The following is a 19,907-nucleotide window of genomic DNA, read 5'->3' on the forward strand; positions in this document are numbered from 1 at the left end:
TGGCAGCAAGCCGCGTATTGTACTGGTTTCAAAACCGACTGACTAGTAGTCTGATAAAATCTCTTCGGTAGTTGTTTTTATTATCGTTAACGCTAGGTACAGCAAAGGGGACCCCTTTTTTGGAATAAGGTTTTTGGTTACAAGTTAGTTGTGAAAACGTACAATCGAAAACAGTCAAAGAATCAAAATGATAAGTACAAAATATGAACAATTACGACATTGTAGTAGTGGGTGGTGGCATGGTTGGTGCTGCGACTGCAATCGGCTTTGCTCAACAAGGACTGAATGTTGCCGTGATCGAAGGCTTTGCTCCAAAGGCTTATGATGACTCACAAGCGATGGATATACGTGTATCAGCAATTTCTCAGGCTTCAGTTGATTTGCTTGAAGAGCTGGGTGCATGGCAAAGCATCGCTGCAATGCGCGTCTGTTCTTACAAGCGTTTGGAAACTTGGGAGCACCCAGAGTGCCGTACTCGTTTTGATGCCGCATCTCTTGATTTACCTCGTTTAGGTTACATCGTTGAGAATCGATTAATCCAATTGGGTTTATGGGCTCAGTTTGATACTTATGATAATTTAGAGCTGTTATGCCCAGAGAAATTAGACGCTATTGAATTTGGCGAAACCAATATTGTGAAGCTTCAATCAGGTTCGCAGTTATCAGCGAGATGGGTGATTGGCGCTGATGGCGCGAACTCAGATGTTCGTCAGCAAGCTGGAATTGGTATTACGGCTTGGGATTACCGACAGCACTGCATGCTTATCAATGTCGAAACCGAGCAGCCTCAACAAGATATTACTTGGCAGCAATTCCTACCAAGTGGTCCTCGTTCATTCTTGCCATTGTGTTCTCTAACCTCTGACGGTCAAGACATCGGGCAGGGGTCGTTGGTTTGGTATGACTCCCCATCTCGTATAAAGCAACTGTCTGCGATGAGCCCAGAAAAATTACGTAATGAGGTTATCACTAGCTTCCCTGCAGAGTTGGGTGATGTAAAAGTGTTGAATGCAGGTTCATTCCCTTTGACTCGACGTCATGCTCAATCATACTCGAAGAATAATTGCATTCTCGTCGGGGACTCTGCGCATACGATTAACCCTCTAGCAGGGCAGGGTGTTAACTTGGGCTTTAAAGATGTGGCAGCGCTATTGAATATCACTAAAGAAAAAGGTGAATTGAATCAATCTGTGGCGAGACGCTATGAAGTGATCAGAAGAGGTGACAATCTAATGATGCAAAGCGGTATGGACTTTTTCTATAAAACGTTCAGCAATGATATTGGCCCGCTCAAGTTTGTGCGTAATGCTGCACTAAAGCTAGCAGAAAATTCAGGGCCGATTAAATCACAGGTGCTTAAATACGCTTTAGGGTTATGATTCGTAAGCCCAAATTATCTAGTGATAAAAAGAAGGAGAACAGAGGTTCTCCTTTTTTGATCTCGTGATAATGCTTAATGCTGTTGCGTCACACACACAGGCACATCAATGGCTAAAGAACATCCCGTATAGGTGAGAGAGCCGTCCTCAACATTTCGTTTGAATGATGTGAGGTTGTTGGAGTGCTGGTTTGCGGTGATAAGCCATTGGCCGTCATTAGTGATATGAAAGTCGCGAGGGAACTTACCTTCAACATCGTAGCTATCCATAAAAATGAGCTTTTGAGTGGTTGAATCTATTCGAAAACAACTGATTCTTGATTGATGTCGACAAGATACATAAAGGAATTGCTCATCTGGCGATAGCTTAATTGCCGCCGCCGCTTCTCCTTTCCCCATGTTAGGAAGTGCGTCAACCTCTTCCACAATATTCCACACCCCTAAAGACTTCTCCAAAATCAATATCGTTTCGGAGAGTTCGCACACCAAATAGGCTCGATCTTCAGCTTGGTTAAAGACTAGGTGACGAGGTCCATTCCCTGCAGGCACTTTAATAGACTGCATTGGCTCATCAAGGAACTCTTCTTGTTCTTCGTCGAAGCAATAGAAGTTGACTCGATCGGCCCCGAGATCGATGGTGACAAACTGAGGAGAATTCTTCAGAAAAAGGCTTTGATGAGCATGTGGGCCAGTTTGTCTTTCTGCATTAGGTCCAGAACCAACCATTTTAAGTGTTTTGAGTCGTTTATCGATATTGCCATTGATACTTAAACTAAATATATCGAATGTCCCTGATGAATATTGCGATGTAATAGCAAACTTATTGTGGGGATCTATCGCGATATGACAAGGATGCTCTCCTGAAATTAGCCCAGCATTTGACGAAATTTTTGAATCAGTATTAGGTATATGAATTAGCTGTGGTTGTATCTTCTGGTTAACTTCAGAAGCTGTGTAGATCCCTAGCTTGGTCGTGGTGACAAAGGAGGGGTTAGTGCAGGCTGCTATAAGCTCTAAAGGTAACAGCATTCCCGTCTCTAGATCTAACTGAGTTTGATATACACCTTGGCTATTACTTGGAGAATCTGTGTAGCAACCGATCGTTAAAGGGAGGGTTTTCATAGGAAGTCATACTCAGTTAGAAAATGGAGCTGAGATTGTCTAATAAAATCGGAGTAAAAGTGAGGTTATAGAAGAGAATACTTGGTGACTTGGCTAGCAGATTTACATATTCCAGATAAAACAAAACCCAGCTAAAAAGCTGGGTTCTATTCAATGATGGTGCGGTCGGAGAGACTTGAACTCTCACACCTCTCGGCGCCAGAACCTAAATCTGGTGCGTCTACCAATTCCGCCACGACCGCAGCAAATCTTTATAGTTATATCGACATTGGTGATTCAATATAACGTTGTTGTCTTTCTTTCTTTCATAAGGAAAGAATGGTGGCTACTGCGGGATTCGAACCTGCGACCCCATCATTATGAGTGATGTGCTCTAACCAACTGAGCTAAGTAGCCAATAATGAATTTATGTATTCACTATTTTATCTCTAATAAAAGAGAAAAAATGGTGCGGTCGGAGAGACTTGAACTCTCACACCTCTCGGCGCCAGAACCTAAATCTGGTGCGTCTACCAATTCCGCCACGACCGCAGCAAATCTTTATAGTTATATCGACACTGGTGATTCAATATAACGTTGTTGTCTTTCTTTCATAAGGAAAGAATGGTGGCTACTGCGGGATTCGAACCTGCGACCCCATCATTATGAGTGATGTGCTCTAACCAACTGAGCTAAGTAGCCAATAATGAATTTTATGTATTCACTATTTTATCTCTAATAAAAGAGAAATAATGGTGCGGTCGGAGAGACTTGAACTCTCACACCTCTCGGCGCCAGAACCTAAATCTGGTGCGTCTACCAATTCCGCCACGACCGCAGCAAATCTTTATAGTTATATCGACATTGGTGATTCAATATAACGTTGTTCTCTTGGTTTGCTGTTTAGCTTAAAAAAGCTAAGTAAAAAACAAAGAGTTTAAATAGTGGCTGGGCTACCTGGATTCGAACCAGGGAATGCTGGCATCAAAAGCCAGTGCCTTACCGCTTGGCGATAGCCCAACAGTGATATCATTTAAGATATCTAAATAATGGTGCGGTCGGAGAGACTTGAACTCTCACACCTCTCGGCGCCAGAACCTAAATCTGGTGCGTCTACCAATTCCGCCACGACCGCAGCAAATCTTTATAGTTATATCGACATTGGTGATTCAATATAACGTTGTTCTCTTGGTTTGCTGTTTAGCTTAAAAAAGCTAAGTAGAAAACAAAGAGTTTAAATAGTGGCTGGGCTACCTGGATTCGAACCAGGGAATGCTGGCATCAAAAGCCAGTGCCTTACCGCTTGGCGATAGCCCAACAGTGACATCATTTAAGATATCTAAATAATGGTGCGGTCGGAGAGACTTGAACTCTCACACCTCTCGGCGCCAGAACCTAAATCTGGTGCGTCTACCAATTCCGCCACGACCGCAGCAAATCTTTATAGTTATATCGACATTGGTGATTCAATATAACGTTGTTCTCTTGGTTTGCTGTTTAGCTTAAAAAAGCTAAGTAAAAAACAAAGAGTTTAAATAGTGGCTGGGCTACCTGGATTCGAACCAGGGAATGCTGGCATCAAAAGCCAGTGCCTTACCGCTTGGCGATAGCCCAACAGTGATATCATTTAAGATATCTAAATAATGGTGCGGTCGGAGAGACTTGAACTCTCACACCTCTCGGCGCCAGAACCTAAATCTGGTGCGTCTACCAATTCCGCCACGACCGCAGCAAATCTTTATAGTTATATCGACATTGGTGATTCAATATAACGTTGTTCTCTTGGTTTGCTGTTTAGCTTAAAAAAGCTAAGTAAAAAACAAAGAGTTTAAATAGTGGCTGGGCTACCTGGATTCGAACCAGGGAATGCTGGCATCAAAAGCCAGTGCCTTACCGCTTGGCGATAGCCCAACAGTGATATCATTTAAGATATCTAAATAATGGTGCGGTCGGAGAGACTTGAACTCTCACACCTCTCGGCGCCAGAACCTAAATCTGGTGCGTCTACCAATTCCGCCACGACCGCAGCAAATCTTTATAGTTATATCGACATTGGTGATTCAATATAACGTTGTTCTCTTGGTTTGCTGTTTAGCTTAAAAAAGCTAAGTAAAAAACAAAGAGTTTAAATAGTGGCTGGGCTACCTGGATTCGAACCAGGGAATGCTGGCATCAAAAGCCAGTGCCTTACCGCTTGGCGATAGCCCAACAGTGACATCATTTAAGATATCTAAATAATGGTGCGGTCGGAGAGACTTGAACTCTCACACCTCTCGGCGCCAGAACCTAAATCTGGTGCGTCTACCAATTCCGCCACGACCGCAGCAAATCTTTATAGTTATATCGACATTGGTAATTCAATATAACGTTGTTTGTACTTTTTCTTTCATAAAGAAAGAATGGTGGCTACTGCGGGATTCGAACCTGCGACCCCATCATTATGAGTGATGTGCTCTAACCAACTGAGCTAAGTAGCCATCTGAGAGCGAAGTAATATAATATAATCTCGCTTCTAATGCCATTATCTTTTTAAAGATAATTACACTTTAAATAGTGGCTGGGCTACCTGGATTCGAACCAGGGAATGCTGGCATCAAAAGCCAGTGCCTTACCGCTTGGCGATAGCCCAACAATGATGTCAATTAAGACATCTCAATATGGTGCGGTCGGAGAGACTTGAACTCTCACACCTCTCGGCGCCAGAACCTAAATCTGGTGCGTCTACCAATTCCGCCACGACCGCTTTATTTCCTAAAAACTCTTTGTTGTCAAAAGACATACGTTTTATAACAAACAGAGTGCTTAGGAAATGGTGGCTACTGCGGGATTCGAACCTGCGACCCCATCATTATGAGTGATGTGCTCTAACCAACTGAGCTAAGTAGCCATTTCCAAATTGTTGTTCATTTCGAGACGTTGCCGCTTCGTTGTGAACGGGGCGCATTATGCGGAGTTGAGTGAAACCCGTCAACTTTTTTTTTGAATAAATCACGAATAAACATCTGTTCGGTTTCTTTTTAGTCAAAGAGGCGTATTTGTCAGCAAAAAATAGGTTCAAATGCCGATATATATAGGAAGTTAAGTTTTGGATAAGAAGCTCTTTAGAAAGAGCAAAAACCAAAAAGGCCAGTGAATTCACTGGCCTTTTCTTCGATGTTTATCGGTAACTAAACGTTGAATCGGAAGTGAACAACATCGCCATCTTTAACGATGTATTCTTTGCCTTCAAGACGCCATTTACCAGCATCTTTTGCTCCGCTTTCACCGCCAAACTCGATGAAATGTTCGTAACCAACTACTTCTGCACGGATGAATCCTTTTTCGAAGTCGGTGTGGATCTTACCGGCTGCTTGTGGCGCAGTCGCACCTACAGGGATCGTCCAAGCGCGAACTTCTTTAACACCCGCAGTGAAGTAAGTCTGAAGAGTAAGTAGTTCGTAACCAGAGCGGATCACTCGGTTAAGGCCTGGTTCTTCGATACCCATGTCTGCAAGGAACTCTTCGCGATCTTCATCGTCAAGCTCAGAAAGCTCAGATTCGATTGCAGCACACACAGCAACGACAACGTTGTTCTCTTTTTCTGCATACTCGCGAACGGCGTCTAGATAAGGGTTGTTTTCGAAACCATCTTCAGCAACGTTTGCGATGTACATTGTTGGCTTAAGCGTTAGGAAGTTAAGATAATCGATTGCTGCGACTTCTTCTTTGCCCAGCTCAACAGTACGAGCCATACCACCTTCAGTCAGGATCGGTAGTAGCTTTTCAAGAACTGTCGTTTCAAACTTAGCGTCTTTATCTCCGCCTTTTGCTTTTTTAGCATTGCGGAAGATCGCACGTTCACAGCTATCTAGATCGGCAAGAGCAAGCTCAAGGTTGATCACTTCGATATCTTCGATAGGAGATACTTTGCCTGAAACGTGAACGATATTTTCGTTTTCAAAGCAGCGTACAACGTGACCGATAGCGTCAGTTTCGCGGATGTTAGCTAGGAATTTGTTACCTAGACCTTCACCTTTAGATGCGCCAGCAACTAGGCCTGCGATGTCTACGAATTCCATTGTCGTTGGAAGGATCTTCTGTGGATTAACAATTTTTGCTAATGCATCTAAGCGTAGATCTGGAACCGGAACGATACCTGTGTTTGGTTCGATCGTACAAAATGGAAAGTTTGCTGCTTCGATGCCTGCTTTAGTCAGTGCGTTAAACAGAGTTGACTTACCAACGTTTGGTAGACCAACGATGCCACATTTAAAACCCATGATATAAACCTTATTCTGCTTTGAACGTATGTAAGCGATTTTGTGCTTTTGGTAGGCCATCTTTTAATAAGATGTCTAGGCTGCGAACCGATTCGTCAACGACAGCCTCGATACACTCTTGCTCTTTCGCAGGAGCTTTGCCTAATACATAACCTGCAACTTTATCTTTATGTCCCGGATGGCCAATGCCTAACCTAAGACGATAGAATTCTTTATTGTTACCCTGCTTGCTGATGATGTCTTTTAGGCCATTGTGGCCGCCATGACCACCACCTTTTTTAAACTTACCAATACCAGGAGGGAGGTCTAACTCATCGTGAGCCACCATGATCTCTTCTGGTTTAATTTGGTAGAACTTTGCCAGTGCTGCAACTGCTTTCCCGGATAAGTTCATAAAAGTCGTTGGGATCAGCAAACGAAGATCTTCACCATGAACCATGATACGACCCGTTAGGCCAAAGAACTTTGGTTCGTTCTTCAGTGTCACGTTGTGTACACGTGCTAATTCTTCAACTACCCAAGCACCCGCATTGTGGCGAGTTTTGGCGTATTCTGGACCTGGATTAGCCAGTCCAACGAGAAGTTTTATTTGTTGGCTCAAGGTATGGATCTCTCTTGGGATTTCAAAAAGCGCCGTATGATATCACAGTTTATGAAAAAGGTGCGAGCTAGCTGATAGCAACTCAATGATTCGAAACTGTGGTCAAATTAACTTTGTGGTCGTTATACCAATCGTAGTAAATAACTGGTCACCCTAGCTGGTTAAAATGCTCGATAACTGCGTTATAATTTTTGATTGTAGAATAACTACTTATCAAAAAATTACGCCTTGTTCTCAAGCTTTTTTCCTGCGCTATTTCTGAACACTTACTTACTGTGATTGGTATTAGATATAAAAAAAGCACTTCATCGAATGAAGTGCTTAATATCTTTTTCAGATGGTTATGCTAAAGCAAAGCTATAGAGCTTTGATTAGTTGAACATCGCAGAGATAGACTCTTCGTTGCTGATACGACGAATCGCTTCAGCAAGCATGCGAGAAAGGCTTAGTTCAGTTACTTTGCCTGTCGCAGCCATTTCTGGAGAAAGCTTGATTGAATCAGTAACAATAACTTGGTCAAGAACTGAGTTACGGATGTTTTCTGCAGCAGTACCAGAGAATACAGCGTGAGTTGCGTAAGCGAATACACGCTTAGCACCGCGCTCTTTAAGCGCTTCAGCTGCTTTACATAGTGTGCCACCAGTATCGATCATGTCATCAACGATAACACAGTCACGACCTTCAACATCACCGATTAGATTCATTACTTCAGAAACGTTAGCACGTGGACGACGCTTATCAACGATAGCGATGTCAACATCACCTAGCGCTTTAGCTGTAGCACGAGCACGTACAACACCACCAAGGTCTGGAGAAACCACAACTGGGTTTTCTAGGCCACGGTTAGCCATGTCTTCTAGAAGAACTGGAGTACCGAAAATGTTATCAACAGGTACATCGAAGAAGCCTTGGATTTGCTCTGCGTGCAGGTCGATAGTCAAAACGCGGTCAACACCAACGTTAGAAAGGAAATCTGCAACAACTTTTGCAGTAATAGGCACACGAGCAGAACGTACACGACGATCTTGACGGGCATAACCGAAGTAAGGGATTACAGCAGTAATACGGCCAGCAGAAGCACGGCGCATTGCGTCAATCATTACCACCAACTCCATAAGGTTGTCATTGGTTGGTGCACAAGTTGATTGAATCAGGAATACATCGCTACCACGAACGTTTTCATTGATTTGTACAGCGACTTCGCCATCAGAAAAACGGTCTACTGTAGCATCTCCAAGAGAGATGTATAGACGATCAGCAATACGTTGGGCTAGTTCAGGTGTTGCGTTACCAGCAAATAGCTTCATATCAGGCACGGTGGAAACCTCGGGTTGCGTCCAGTTTTAAATAGATTATGGGTGGGCTGATTGGTATTCAGCCAAAGTTTCTTTTAAAGGCGAAATGTTTCGTCCTCTCGCGACAAACGCGGAAACTGTGTCAGGCAGTTGCTCTAGCACCGATTCGGCTTCTTTTTGCTGTTAAATTCAGCAAAAACGCATGAACCCGTACCAGTCAATCTCGACGGCGCGTATTGTAGCAGCCATGAAAGTTGCTTATCAACCTCTGGGTACAGCATTCGCACAATTTTTTCGCAATCGTTTACGTATTCTTGCTCTAGAAGCGTTGATAGTGCTCGCTTCGGCGTATTTCTAGTTAATTCTGAATGTGTAAATATGTCTACAGTTGCTATGCTCACTTGAGGTTTTACAACGAGATACCATTTTTCATCCGGATTAGCGGGTTGTAATTGTTCGCCAACACCTTCAGCAAAGGCGGCGTGGCCTCGAACGAAGACCGGAACGTCTGCACCAAGCTTTAAGCCAATCTCTGCTAACTGGTCATCAGACAGGTTGAGTTGCCATAAATAGTTGAGAGCGACCAACACGGTTGCGGCATTTGAAGAACCTCCGCCAATGCCACCTCCCATAGGAAGCACTTTCTTTAACTGAATATCCGCACCGAAAGTCGTCGATGAATATTGTTGAAGGGCAGTTGCGGCTTTCCAAATAAGGTTATCTTCTGTTGCAACGCCTGGAATTTCAGGTGTGATTGTTATCGAGCTTGTTTCTCGGTTTGCGGTAACCGTAAGTTCATCGCCAACGTCAACAAACTGAAATAGGGTCTGAAGTTCGTGATAGCCATTATCGCGTCGGCCAGTAATATAGAGAAATAAATTCAGCTTAGCTGGCGAAGGCCAGTGCGTTGGCGTTGTTATCATTTTTTCAGTGTCCACTTCGAAACTACAATGTTGATTTTGTTCTCGTCTTGTTTGAATGACAATCGAGTAGGGAGGGGGATTGTTTCTACCTTTGTGTTGCCTTCATCCGATAGTTGTTTGCTCGGCATCTCTGCATTTCGGTAGTTGTCAAAATTAAGTGTCCATAATTGACTGCTAACTTGTTTAGACAGAGATTCAAGCGTATTCGTTGTGTTCAATTGGTAACTGTCTGATTGGTCGGGAATACCAAGGAACCATTGTGGCAGATGATCAATAGGGATCTGCAATCCAGTAAGTTGCTCTACCAATACAGATGCACTTGCGTGAGTGAATACCTGGTCATCATAAGTGACTACCTTAGCGCCCGAACTGTCAATTGTGAGGTTCAAGGCGGTTTGACCAAGGAAAGTGGTCAGTCTTAGTTGGCTTTGATTGGGGGAGTACTTCCAAACGAAGTTAAGGCTTTGGCGTTGCTCCGGAGAAATGTAAGCGAGCTTGCCTGAGGCTTGGTAGTTTTCTATCTTCAGAAGACGGTTTTGGTGACTTTGCCACTCAACGCTGGTCGGTTGTTCTGGTATAGACGAGCAACCCACCATCATTATGGTCATAAAAATAAGAGACGTGATTTTACGAAGCTTGCTCATATTTGCTCACAACTTGTTCAAATTTATCTAAAAAACGCTTCAACTATAGCATTGAATTCACGAACTCAGGAAAACAAATCCCGCTTGCTCTTTAAATAGAGCCATGCATCAAGTAAAATTCGCCCCTTGTTTCCATTCCCTGATCGAGAACTTCTGATACATGTCTTTGCTTGCCGTAGGTATCAATCACAATACAGCGTCGGTTGAATTGCGAGAAAAAGTCGCTTTTGGTCCAGATAAATTATCTGAGGCACTCAAGCAACTTAACGCAAATGCATACGTAAATGGAAGTGTCATACTTTCTACCTGTAATCGAACTGAAGTGTATTGTGACGTCAAAGGCGTGGCAAAAAACAAGTTGATCGATTGGCTGTCTGTATTTCATCAAGTTAGCCCTGAAGAATTAAAACCGAGTATCTATATCCATGAAGAACAAGCCGCGATTAAGCACTTAATGCGCGTTGCCTGTGGTTTGGACTCTCTGGTTCTGGGTGAGCCGCAAATTCTTGGTCAGGTAAAGCAGGCTTACACCGATTCGCGAGAGAACAAATCTGTTGATGCTTCAATGGAAAAACTGTTCCAGAAATCATTTTCTGTTGCGAAGCGCGTTCGAACTGAAACCGAAATTGGTGGCAGTGCTGTTTCTGTTGCTTATGCAGCCTGTACGTTAGCTAAACACATCTTTGAATCGATTGCTGAATCAACGGTGTTGCTGGTGGGTGCGGGAGAAACCATTGAGCTGGTGGCTAAACACTTGTCCGCCAATGGTTGTACCAAAATGATCGTAGCCAACCGTACGCGTGAGCGAGCTTTAGGGCTCGCCAAAGAGTTTGGTGCAGAGGTCATTAGCTTGAATGAGATCCCAGATCATCTGCAAAGAGCGGATATTGTGATCAGTTCAACCGCAAGCCCGCTACCAATTATTGGTAAAGGCATGGTTGAAACGGCGCTGAAGCAAAGAAAACATCAGCCGATGTTGTTGGTTGATATCGCCGTTCCTCGTGATGTTGAATCTCAAGTCGGCGAACTGAGAGATGCTTACCTATATTCGGTTGATGATCTGCAATCGATCGTTGATGGTAATATTGAGCAACGTAAGGTTGAAGCGATTCAGGCTGAAGCAATCGTCAGTGAAGAAAGCGCCTCGTTCATGAGTTGGATGCGTTCACTGCAAGCGGTAGACAGTATTCGTGACTATCGTAAATCGGCTAATGAAATCCGAGAAGAATTATTAAGTAAGAGTTTACAATCACTTGCTGCTGGCGGTGACCCTGAGAAAGTCTTACTTGAGCTAAGTAATAAGCTCACAAACAAATTGATCCATGCTCCAACGCGTGCACTTCAAAGTGCAGCAGAGCAAGGAGAACCTGCAAAATTAATGGTCATTAGACAGAGTTTGGGTCTAGAAAACCCTCAATAATATTCGACCTCCAACAGAATAAGACATTATGAAAGCCTCGATTCTAATAAAGCTTGAAACACTTGTTGAACGCTATGAAGAAGTTCAACATCTACTTGGTGATCCCGATGTACTTGGGAATCAAGATAAATTCCGTGCCTTGTCAAAAGAGTATTCTCAATTAGAAGAGGTGACGGGGTGCTTTAAATCATACCAGCAAGCTCAAGAAGATTTAGAAGCTGCTGAAGAGATGGCAAATGAAGACGACGCAGAAATGCGTGAAATGGCTCAAGAAGAAATCAAAGATGCGAAAGCTAACATTGAACGTCTGACTGATGAGCTACAGATTCTTCTTATTCCAAAAGATCCAAACGATGAGCGTAACTGCTTCTTAGAGATTCGTGCTGGTGCTGGTGGTGATGAAGCGGGTATCTTTGCGGGTAACCTTTTCCGTATGTACTCTAAGTTTGCCGAGAAAAAAGGCTGGCGCGTCGAAGTGATGAGCAGCAATGTTTCAGAGCAGGGCGGCTTTAAAGAGATGATCGCTAAAATCAGTGGCGACGCAGTTTACGGCACAATGAAGTTTGAGTCTGGCGGTCACCGTGTACAACGTGTGCCTGAGACTGAGTCTCAAGGTCGTGTTCATACTTCAGCATGTACTGTTGCGGTTATGCCTGAGATCCCAGAAGCGGATCTACCAGAAATCAAAGCTGGCGATCTTAAAATTGATACTTTCCGTGCATCTGGCGCGGGTGGTCAGCACGTTAACACCACGGATTCAGCAATCCGTATTACTCACTTACCAACAGGTACAGTAGTAGAGTGTCAAGACGAGCGTTCTCAGCATAAAAACAAAGCGAAAGCGATGGCTGTTCTAGCGGCTCGTATCGTTCAAGCTGAAGAAGAGCGTCGTGCTGCTGCGATTTCAGATACGCGTCGTAACCTATTAGGCTCTGGTGACCGTAGTGACCGTATTCGTACGTACAACTACCCTCAAGGCCGTGTTTCTGATCACCGCATCAACTTAACTATCTACCGCCTGAACGAAGTTCTGGAGGGTGATATGCAAAGCCTGCTTGATCCTGTTCTACAAGAGCACCAAGCCGATCAACTAGCAGCACTTGCTGAGCATAACTAATTACTATGCATTCAGCATATACGGTTGAAAGTGCTTTAAAGTCAGCAATCGTACAGCTTCAAGAGGGCGATAACACATCGCCCTCGATTGATGCTGCGGTACTGCTTTGTCACGCTTTAGATAAACCGAGATCGTACCTACTGACTTGGCCTGAGAAGCACCTCACTTCAGAACAAGAATCCGAATTCCATACCCTTTTAAAACGACGCTTAACCGGTGAGCCTGTGGCTTATATTGTTGGTGAGCGTGAGTTTTGGTCACTGCCGTTAAAAGTATCCCCTTCTACTTTAATCCCACGTCCAGATACGGAACGTTTGGTTGAAGTGGCGTTAGACAAAACGTATGGCAAGCAAGGTGCGATTCTCGATTTAGGTACTGGTACTGGTGCGATCGCTTTGGCATTGGCGTCTGAGATGCCGAACCGACCAGTGACGGGGATTGATCTTCGCTCGGAAGCGCAGCAACTTGCGACAGAAAACGCTCAGCGATTAAATATCACTAACGCCACTTTTTTACATGGCTGTTGGTTTGAGCCTTTGAACTCGGCGAGTTCTGAAGAAGACGCTGCAAAGTTCTCATTGATAGTCTCGAACCCTCCTTACATTGAGAAGAATGACCCTCATCTATCTCAGGGTGATGTGCGTTTTGAACCGATCACCGCGTTAGTCGCTGAAGAGAAAGGTTTAGCTGATATTCGATACATTTCTGAAAACGCACGACGCTTTTTGGAAAACGAAGGTTGGTTGGCATTTGAACACGGCTATGACCAAGGTTTGGCGGTACGTGAGATAATGCAACAACTGGGCTATTTGGATGTGGTTACAGAAAAAGATTACGGTGGTAATGACCGAGTGACATTGGGTCGTTACTGTTCATAGATAGTAGTTGTTCATAGGCTACTGTTAATCATCTTTTGAGCAATAGATGATGAACTTGCTAAATTGATCCCTTTAACTCAATAATACACTTAACTCGATAATGCATTTAACGTAGAAATACAGAGAATTAACGCAGAAATACAGGGCATTAACGGGTATTGTGTGGCTCGTGTTAACGAAAGCACATATAAAAAGATTAAGGAATACCATGTACGAAGGTTTAAAACATTTTCACCTACTCACGATTGCTATAAGCGCGCTACTTCTTTCGATCCGTTTCGCTCTGATGATGGCTAACTCACCCAAGCTTAAGCATCCTTTCTTGCAGCGTTTCCCTCATATCAATGACTCGTTGCTGTTGCTATCGGGTATTGGTTTGATTTTTATTACTGGCTTTATTCCCTTTACACCAGCGGCACCATGGTTAACTGAAAAACTAACCTGTGTAATGGCTTACATCGCACTAGGCTTCTTTGCGCTTAAGTTAGGTAAGAACAAGCTATTGAGAGTTTTTTCATTCTTTGGCGCTCTAGGCTGGCTTGCAATGGCAGGCAAAATCGCAATGACAAAGACTCCAACATTTTTCGGTTAATGACGTATGTACGAATTTTTTGATGAAGACTTTGATCAGCTAGAACTTGCTGAAGGCGCATTGATCTTAAATAAGGCCATTGACCCTGAAACTCAAGATAGCTGGGCAGAGCAAGAACTCGCAAGATTATTAAAAGACGCCGAGTTTGCGTTAGTTAATGAAACCGACGAGCAACAGAAGTTTGAATCTTTTATTCGACTATTCTTTTACGAGTGGGGTTTTGCAGGCGATAAAGACGCTTACTTCTCATCGGAAAACGCGTTTATCGATAAAGTACTTGAGAGAAAGAAAGGGATCCCTGTCAGTCTTGGGGCAATCTTCCTTTTTCTTGGTCGCAAGCTAGGCTTTCCTGTAGAGGGTGTCTCTTTTCCGACTCAGTTTCTGCTTAAAGTCAGTTGGTATGGCCAAACTCCGGTCTATATTAACCCTTACAATGGCGAGTATGTTGGTCAGCAAACGTTACGAGCATGGTTAATTGGCCATGATGGCCCATTGGCTAAGCTGAAAAGTGAGCATTTGAAAGTCGCAGACCACCCAACCATTATTGGTAAGTGGTTGGCTTTATTGAAAAGTGCATTGCTGAGAGAAGAGCGTTATACGCTTGCATTGAAGTGTACTGATCTTGCGTTAACGTTTGTGCCTGATGATCCGTATGAAATCCGTGACCGTGGTTTCATCTACCAGCAACTGGATTGTCACCAGATTGCCGCCACCGATTATCAGTACTTTATTGATCAATGCCCAGATGACCCTGCATCTGAGTTACTTAAGTCTCAAGTGAATGTCATGACGGAAAAAGCCGTCGTCGTTCACTAATTAATTATTATTTAGAGAGAATATGATGGAACAGAAAATAGTTCATATTGGCGACATGCCAATTGCTAACGATAAGCCATTTACGCTATTTGCGGGCATGAACGTTCTTGAGTCTCGCGATCTAGCGATGCAGATTTGTGAGCACTACGTGAAAGTAACAGAGAAGCTGGGCATCCCTTATGTATTTAAGGCGTCTTTTGATAAAGCGAACCGCAGTTCTGTTCACTCATACCGTGGTCCTGGTATGGAAGAAGGTCTTAAAATCTTCCAAGAGCTGAAAGATACCTTTGGCGTGAAGGTCATCACTGATATTCACACTGAAGCACAAGCTCAGCCTGTTGCTGATGTGGTTGATGTAATCCAGCTTCCTGCGTTCCTTGCTCGCCAAACTGACCTTGTTGAAGCAATGGCTAAGACTGGCGCGGTTATCAATGTGAAGAAGCCTCAGTTCATGAGCCCAGATCAAGTAGGTAACATCGTTGATAAGTTCACTGAGTGCGGCAACGAGAACATCATTCTTTGTGAACGTGGTTCTTGCATGGGTTATGACAACCTAGTAGTTGATATGCTTGGTTTTGGTGTGATGAAAAAATCATCAAACGGTAGCCCAATCATCTTTGATGTGACTCACGCGCTTCAAATGCGTGACCCTTCAGGAGCTGCATCTGGCGGTCGTCGTGAGCAAACTGTTGAGCTTGCTAAAGCGGGTCTTGCTACGGGTGTTGCTGGTCTGTTCCTTGAGGCACATCCGAACCCAGATCAAGCGCGTTGTGATGGCCCATCAGCTCTACCACTAGATAAGCTAGAGCCGTTCTTGAAGCAGATGAAGGCACTTGATGACCTTATCAAAGGCTTTGAGCATATTGATATTAAATAATTGAGATGGATGTGAAGTAACGAAAACGTTATTTAACAAAAGTTGATTTGAGAAAGCCCAGTTCTTTGAATTGGGCTTTTTTTATCTCGTAAAAGCAGCCAAACATAAACCGTTCATTTAAAGAGTTGTTAATGAGGCGGGTTGTTATCTAAGAAACTCGTATATAAGTGTGAGGTCAGTCCTGTTTGCAGTAAATTACTGATGTTCATCACACTTTGTAAGTAAACGATTGCTTGTGATGCAGGGGAAGTTTGAGTGTAATCTCATAATTTTGTTACACTTAACTGCTGAACTATGCGTGACCAATCCGACATAAATATGAAATCATCATGTTACATCTGAAATGTTAATTTAAGATAAGTGATGTGAAGTCTTATTGTTCGAACTCCAAATAAGGGGTCGCAATAGATCATAAAAAGCAGTGGATTCCCCTAAAAAGTTCAAAGGTATGACAATGAAGCAACGCCTTATTCTAAAGACAGCACTAAGTGCTGCAATCCTAGCTACTCTAGCTGGGTGTGCGTCTCAATCAACTCAAGGTTGGAACCAAGACGAAACTTACAAGCTAACGGTTCTACACACTAACGACAACCATGGTCGTTTTTGGCAGAACAAATACGGTGAATACGGCATGTCTGCGCGTAAAACGCTTGTTGATCAACTTCGTGCTGAAGTTGAAGCAGAAGGCGGTAGCGTGTTGCTTCTATCTGGTGGTGACATCAACACTGGTGTGCCAGAGTCAGATCTTCAAGATGCAGAACCTGATTTCAAAGGTATGAATAAAATTGGTTACGATGCAATGGCATTGGGTAACCACGAGTTTGACAACTCTTTAACCGTACTACAAAAGCAGATCGACTGGGCTAACTTCCCAATGCTATCTGCAAACATCTACGACAAAGCAACAGGCGAACGCAAGTTCCAAGCTTACGAGATGTTTGAAAAGCAAGGTATCAAGATTGCGGTTATCGGTCTAACAACTGAAGATACGGCAAAGATCGGTAATCCTGAGTTCATCGCGAGCATTGACTTCCGCGACCCTAAAGAGGAAGCGAAGAAGCTAATCGCTGAACTTAAAGAAACAGAGAAGCCAGACTTAATCTTCGCTGTGACTCACATGGGTCACTACGAAAACGGCCAACGTGGTGTTAACGCACCGGGTGACGTAGCACTTGCTCTTTACCTAAACGAAGGCGACCTAGACATGATCGTTGGTGGTCACTCTCAAGAGCCTGTATGTATGGAAGGCCCTAACGTTGCGAAGAAAAACTTCAAGCCGGGTGATGAGTGTAAACCAGACGTACAGAACGGTACTTATATCGTTCAAGCTCACGAGTGGGGCAAATACGTAGGTCGTGCTGATTACGAATTCCGTAACGGTGAGCTAGAGATGGTGAGCTACGATCTGGTTCCAGTTAACCTTAAGAAGAAAGTTAAGATTGACGGTAAGAAACAACGTGTTCTGATTCAAGATGAAATCGCACAAGACCCAGAGCTACTTGAATTCCTACGCCCTTTCCAAGAGCAAGGTCAAGCACAGCTAGAAGTTCAGATTGCTGAGACAAATGGCAAGCTTGAAGGCGATCGTAACGTGGTTCGCTTCCAACAAACTAACCTAGGTCGTTTGATTGCGACTTCCCACATGGAGCGTGCACAAGCAGATTTCGCTGTGATGAACTCTGGTGGTGTTCGTGACTCAATTGAAGCGGGCAATGTCACTTACAAAGATGTGCTGAAGGTACAACCTTTTGCAAACATCCTGACTTACACAGACATGACAGGTAAAGAAGTTCTCGATTACCTAAATGTTGTGGCGACGAAACCAATCGACTCTGGTGCTTACGCACAGTTTGCTGGCATTTCAATGACAGTGACGAATGGTGAAGTATCGAACGTATTCATTGGTGGCAAACAGCTTCGTTTAGACGACACATACCGCTTCACAGTGCCAAGCTTCAACGCGGCTGGTGGTGACGGTTACCCTAAACTGTCTGACCACCCAGGTTACGTGAACACAGGTTTTGTTGATGCTGAAGTACTGAAAGAGTACCTAGAAGCGAACAGCCCGGTTGACGTGAACAAGTACGCACCGTCTGGTCAAATGGTTTACAAGTAACTGAACCCGGTTAATTGAATCATTAGGTGCTAAATTAGATTGACTCTAGCACCATGATAAATTTAACTAAAGCGACGCCTCGGCGTCGCTTTTTGTTTATCTATCGTTTGGATTTTTTATGACCCCTGCAATCAATCTTGCCAAGAAAAAGAAAATCGCTCATACCGTGCATCAGTATCATCACGATGCAAACAACACCAACTATGGGTTAGAGGCGGTTGAAGCTCTGGGTCAAGATCCCAAACGCGTGTTCAAAACGCTTTTATTTTGTTTGAACGGCGTCGCTAAAGATTTGGCTGTGGCTGTTATTCCTGTCGACCAGAAGCTAAACCTTAAGCTTGCAGCTAAAGCGGCGAAAGGAAAAAAAGCAGAGATGGCCAATCCGGATATTGCACAGAAAACCACAGGTTATGTTGTGGGTGGAATCAGTCCGCTTGGTCAGAAAAAAGCATTACCTACTTTTATCCATTCCAGCGCTACCAGTTTTGAAACGATATGTGTGAGTGCAGGGAAGCGAGGGCTAGAAATTGAGTTAGAACCAAAGGACTTAGCGATGCTGACTCGCGGCCAGTTTGCTGATCTATGTTTATAGATTGTCGTCGTTATGATGATAAAACTATAGAATAACAAATAAAAACGCCCGCTAGACTAATCTAGCGGGCGTTTTTACATCGAGTGTCCGTCTTACTGGTTCTGACTACTTCTTCAGGCCTAATGTACCACCAACGCGTTTTGCTGCTGGTTTATTTGGTCGGTTTGAGTCTTGGCTACGGTTTGCAGGCTTACCGCTTCTACGATCGTTTTTGTCTCGGTCTGCGCGATTGCGATCTGAGCTGTTTCGATCTGAGTTTGAACGCTCTGAACGAGAGTTCGATTTCCAGTTCTCGGTGTTGCCGCCGCTTTCACTATTCGAGGACTTACGACCACGCTTCGAGTTTGGCGCATGGCGGAATTCATCCGCGTTATTACCACGATAGGTGCGAGTTCGATTCTCGTTTTGATTACGTCGCGCTGTTGAGGTTTGATTTTCCTCACGGCTATCAAATAACTTAGCATCGGTTGCTTTGCGGATTCGCTGACCTTTTGCGTTCATTTTTGATGCATCTTCAGTGCTGACTGAACCTTCGCACATCGCTAGTATCTCAGCGATTTCTTCTTCGTTCAGGTAGCGCCACTTTCCGTTAGGAATGCCATCAAGTGAGATGTTCATAATACGAACGCGACGTAGTTTGAAGACTTCATAGCCTAACGCTTCACACATACGGCGGATCTGGCGGTTAAGGCCTTGAGTCAACGTAATTCGGAATGAGAATTTAGTCTCTTTCTCGACATTACATGGCAAGGTAACGGTATCCAAAATAGGGACACCAGAAGCCATTTTCTTCAAAAATTCCGTCGTAATCGGCTTATCTACACGAACCACGTATTCTTTTTCGTGATTGTTACCCGCACGCAAGATCTTATTGACGATGTCGCCATCGTTGGTCAAAAAGATAAGGCCATCAGAGGGCTTATCTAGGCGGCCTATAGGGAAGATACGCTTGTGGTGTCCAATGAAGTCGACGATGTTGCCTGGAATATCACGTTCAGTTGTACAGGTAATGCCGGTCGGTTTATTGAGGGCAATGTAGATGGGCTTTTCTTTTGAACGTACTGGCTTGCTGTCGATCTCAACATCATCACCTGGCAATACTTTCGTTCCCATCTCAGGGATCTTGCCATTAATAGTAACTCGGCCTGCATCGATCAATTTGTCTGCTTCACGACGTGAACAAAAACCAGTTTCACTGATGTATTTATTAAGGCGTTTAGCTTGGGATTCTTGTGACATGATATTCTCTTAGCGTTTCACAACGGAAATATAGATAAACAAAAAGCAACTATGGACAG

General features: G+C 43.9%; 15 protein-coding genes, 19 tRNA genes and 1 pseudogene. 9 read left to right on the forward strand and 26 right to left on the reverse strand.

Features of this window, described 5'->3' with window-relative positions; all coding sequences use genetic code 11:
• The first annotated feature begins 203 nt into the window (after nt 1-203).
• Complete coding sequence (locus ACMAZD_RS04550; protein WP_435248734.1) at nt 204-1,379, forward strand: 2-octaprenyl-3-methyl-6-methoxy-1,4-benzoquinol hydroxylase; 1,176 nt, start codon at nt 204-206, stop codon at nt 1,377-1,379.
• Between the two features lie 74 nt (nt 1,380-1,453).
• On the opposite strand, the gene ACMAZD_RS04555 is transcribed toward ACMAZD_RS04550, so the two are convergent.
• From ACMAZD_RS04555 to lolB, 25 genes and pseudogenes are all read right to left on the reverse strand, one after another.
• On the reverse strand, nt 1,454-2,500 hold the full coding sequence (locus tag ACMAZD_RS04555; RefSeq protein WP_435248735.1) for a lactonase family protein: 1,047 nt from the start codon (nt 2,498-2,500) through the stop codon (nt 1,454-1,456).
• Nucleotides 2,501-2,657: 157 nt separating this feature from the next.
• Nucleotides 2,658-2,742: transfer RNA gene (locus tag ACMAZD_RS04560), tRNA-Leu, on the reverse strand.
• 77 nt (nt 2,743-2,819) lie between these two features.
• Nucleotides 2,820-2,896 (reverse strand) — tRNA-Met (locus ACMAZD_RS04565).
• 50 nt (nt 2,897-2,946) lie between these two features.
• Nucleotides 2,947-3,031, reverse strand: a tRNA-Leu gene (locus ACMAZD_RS04570).
• Nucleotides 3,032-3,104: 73 nt separating this feature from the next.
• Nucleotides 3,105-3,181, reverse strand: a tRNA-Met gene (locus ACMAZD_RS04575).
• Nucleotides 3,182-3,232: 51 nt separating this feature from the next.
• A tRNA-Leu gene (locus tag ACMAZD_RS04580) sits at nt 3,233-3,317 on the reverse strand.
• 107 nt (nt 3,318-3,424) lie between these two features.
• A tRNA-Gln gene (locus tag ACMAZD_RS04585) sits at nt 3,425-3,499 on the reverse strand.
• 30 nt (nt 3,500-3,529) lie between these two features.
• Nucleotides 3,530-3,614 (reverse strand) — tRNA-Leu (locus tag ACMAZD_RS04590).
• A 107-nt stretch (nt 3,615-3,721) separates the two neighbouring features.
• Nucleotides 3,722-3,796: transfer RNA gene (locus tag ACMAZD_RS04595), tRNA-Gln, on the reverse strand.
• 30 nt (nt 3,797-3,826) lie between these two features.
• Nucleotides 3,827-3,911 (reverse strand) — tRNA-Leu (locus tag ACMAZD_RS04600).
• 107 nt (nt 3,912-4,018) lie between these two features.
• Nucleotides 4,019-4,093: transfer RNA gene (locus tag ACMAZD_RS04605), tRNA-Gln, on the reverse strand.
• Between the two features lie 30 nt (nt 4,094-4,123).
• Nucleotides 4,124-4,208 (reverse strand) — tRNA-Leu (locus ACMAZD_RS04610).
• 107 nt (nt 4,209-4,315) lie between these two features.
• Nucleotides 4,316-4,390, reverse strand: a tRNA-Gln gene (locus ACMAZD_RS04615).
• 30 nt (nt 4,391-4,420) lie between these two features.
• Nucleotides 4,421-4,505: transfer RNA gene (locus ACMAZD_RS04620), tRNA-Leu, on the reverse strand.
• A gap of 107 nt (nt 4,506-4,612) precedes the next feature.
• Nucleotides 4,613-4,687: transfer RNA gene (locus tag ACMAZD_RS04625), tRNA-Gln, on the reverse strand.
• Between the two features lie 30 nt (nt 4,688-4,717).
• Nucleotides 4,718-4,802: transfer RNA gene (locus tag ACMAZD_RS04630), tRNA-Leu, on the reverse strand.
• A gap of 77 nt (nt 4,803-4,879) precedes the next feature.
• A tRNA-Met gene (locus tag ACMAZD_RS04635) sits at nt 4,880-4,956 on the reverse strand.
• Nucleotides 4,957-5,033: 77 nt separating this feature from the next.
• A tRNA-Gln gene (locus tag ACMAZD_RS04640) sits at nt 5,034-5,108 on the reverse strand.
• Between the two features lie 29 nt (nt 5,109-5,137).
• A tRNA-Leu gene (locus ACMAZD_RS04645) sits at nt 5,138-5,222 on the reverse strand.
• A 67-nt stretch (nt 5,223-5,289) separates the two neighbouring features.
• Nucleotides 5,290-5,366: transfer RNA gene (locus tag ACMAZD_RS04650), tRNA-Met, on the reverse strand.
• A gap of 280 nt (nt 5,367-5,646) precedes the next feature.
• Nucleotides 5,647-6,738, reverse strand: a complete 1,092-nt coding sequence (gene ychF, locus ACMAZD_RS04655; RefSeq protein ID WP_029223453.1) for a redox-regulated ATPase YchF — start codon at nt 6,736-6,738, stop codon at nt 5,647-5,649.
• 10 nt (nt 6,739-6,748) lie between these two features.
• Complete coding sequence (pth, locus tag ACMAZD_RS04660) at nt 6,749-7,339, reverse strand: aminoacyl-tRNA hydrolase (RefSeq protein WP_010439162.1); 591 nt, start codon at nt 7,337-7,339, stop codon at nt 6,749-6,751.
• A 371-nt stretch (nt 7,340-7,710) separates the two neighbouring features.
• On the reverse strand, nt 7,711-8,655 hold the full coding sequence (locus ACMAZD_RS04665; protein ID WP_012603389.1) for a ribose-phosphate pyrophosphokinase: 945 nt from the start codon (nt 8,653-8,655) through the stop codon (nt 7,711-7,713).
• 36 nt (nt 8,656-8,691) lie between these two features.
• A pseudogene (gene ispE, locus ACMAZD_RS04670) lies at nt 8,692-9,557 on the reverse strand (4-(cytidine 5'-diphospho)-2-C-methyl-D-erythritol kinase).
• Nucleotides 9,554-10,201, reverse strand: a complete 648-nt coding sequence (gene lolB, locus ACMAZD_RS04675) for a lipoprotein insertase outer membrane protein LolB (RefSeq protein ID WP_435248736.1) — start codon at nt 10,199-10,201, stop codon at nt 9,554-9,556. Before lolB ends, ispE begins: the two are co-directional and overlap by 4 nt.
• 160 nt (nt 10,202-10,361) lie before the next feature.
• Between lolB and hemA the strand changes: the two genes are divergently transcribed.
• The 8 genes from hemA to ybaK all read left to right on the forward strand — a co-directional run bounded on the left by hemA (nt 10,362) and on the right by ybaK (nt 18,609).
• Nucleotides 10,362-11,621 carry a glutamyl-tRNA reductase gene (gene hemA / locus ACMAZD_RS04680; protein WP_435248737.1) on the forward strand — a complete coding sequence of 420 codons (1,260 nt, stop codon included), beginning with the start codon at nt 10,362-10,364 and terminating at the stop codon, nt 11,619-11,621.
• Between the two features lie 28 nt (nt 11,622-11,649).
• Nucleotides 11,650-12,738, forward strand: a complete 1,089-nt coding sequence (gene prfA / locus ACMAZD_RS04685) for a peptide chain release factor 1 (protein ID WP_009848728.1) — start codon at nt 11,650-11,652, stop codon at nt 12,736-12,738.
• 5 nt (nt 12,739-12,743) lie between these two features.
• A complete protein-coding gene (prmC, locus tag ACMAZD_RS04690) occupies nt 12,744-13,616 on the forward strand; it encodes a peptide chain release factor N(5)-glutamine methyltransferase (RefSeq protein ID WP_435248738.1) in 873 nt (290 codons plus the stop codon).
• Nucleotides 13,617-13,824: 208 nt separating this feature from the next.
• A complete protein-coding gene (locus ACMAZD_RS04695; RefSeq protein WP_009848726.1) occupies nt 13,825-14,208 on the forward strand; it encodes a SirB2 family protein in 384 nt (127 codons plus the stop codon).
• 6 nt (nt 14,209-14,214) lie between these two features.
• Nucleotides 14,215-15,024 carry a SirB1 family protein gene (locus ACMAZD_RS04700; RefSeq protein ID WP_435248739.1) on the forward strand — a complete coding sequence of 270 codons (810 nt, stop codon included), beginning with the start codon at nt 14,215-14,217 and terminating at the stop codon, nt 15,022-15,024.
• Between the two features lie 22 nt (nt 15,025-15,046).
• Nucleotides 15,047-15,901, forward strand: a complete 855-nt coding sequence (gene kdsA / locus ACMAZD_RS04705) for a 3-deoxy-8-phosphooctulonate synthase (RefSeq protein WP_435248740.1) — start codon at nt 15,047-15,049, stop codon at nt 15,899-15,901.
• 454 nt (nt 15,902-16,355) lie between these two features.
• Nucleotides 16,356-18,017, forward strand: coding sequence for a bifunctional UDP-sugar hydrolase/5'-nucleotidase UshA (gene ushA, locus ACMAZD_RS04710; RefSeq protein ID WP_435248741.1), 1,662 nt, complete (start codon nt 16,356-16,358; stop codon nt 18,015-18,017).
• A 118-nt stretch (nt 18,018-18,135) separates the two neighbouring features.
• The gene (gene ybaK, locus ACMAZD_RS04715) at nt 18,136-18,609 is read left to right on the forward strand and encodes a Cys-tRNA(Pro) deacylase (protein WP_435248742.1); all 474 of its coding nucleotides are present in this window, start codon (nt 18,136-18,138) and stop codon (nt 18,607-18,609) included.
• Between the two features lie 105 nt (nt 18,610-18,714).
• On the opposite strand, the gene rluF is transcribed toward ybaK, so the two are convergent.
• The gene (rluF, locus tag ACMAZD_RS04720) at nt 18,715-19,848 is read right to left on the reverse strand and encodes a 23S rRNA pseudouridine(2604) synthase RluF (RefSeq protein ID WP_435248743.1); all 1,134 of its coding nucleotides are present in this window, start codon (nt 19,846-19,848) and stop codon (nt 18,715-18,717) included.
• Between the last annotated feature and the right edge of the window lie 59 nt (nt 19,849-19,907).

This window comes from Vibrio sp. nBUS_14, assembly GCF_051201655.1.
Classification (GTDB): domain Bacteria; phylum Pseudomonadota; class Gammaproteobacteria; order Enterobacterales; family Vibrionaceae; genus Vibrio.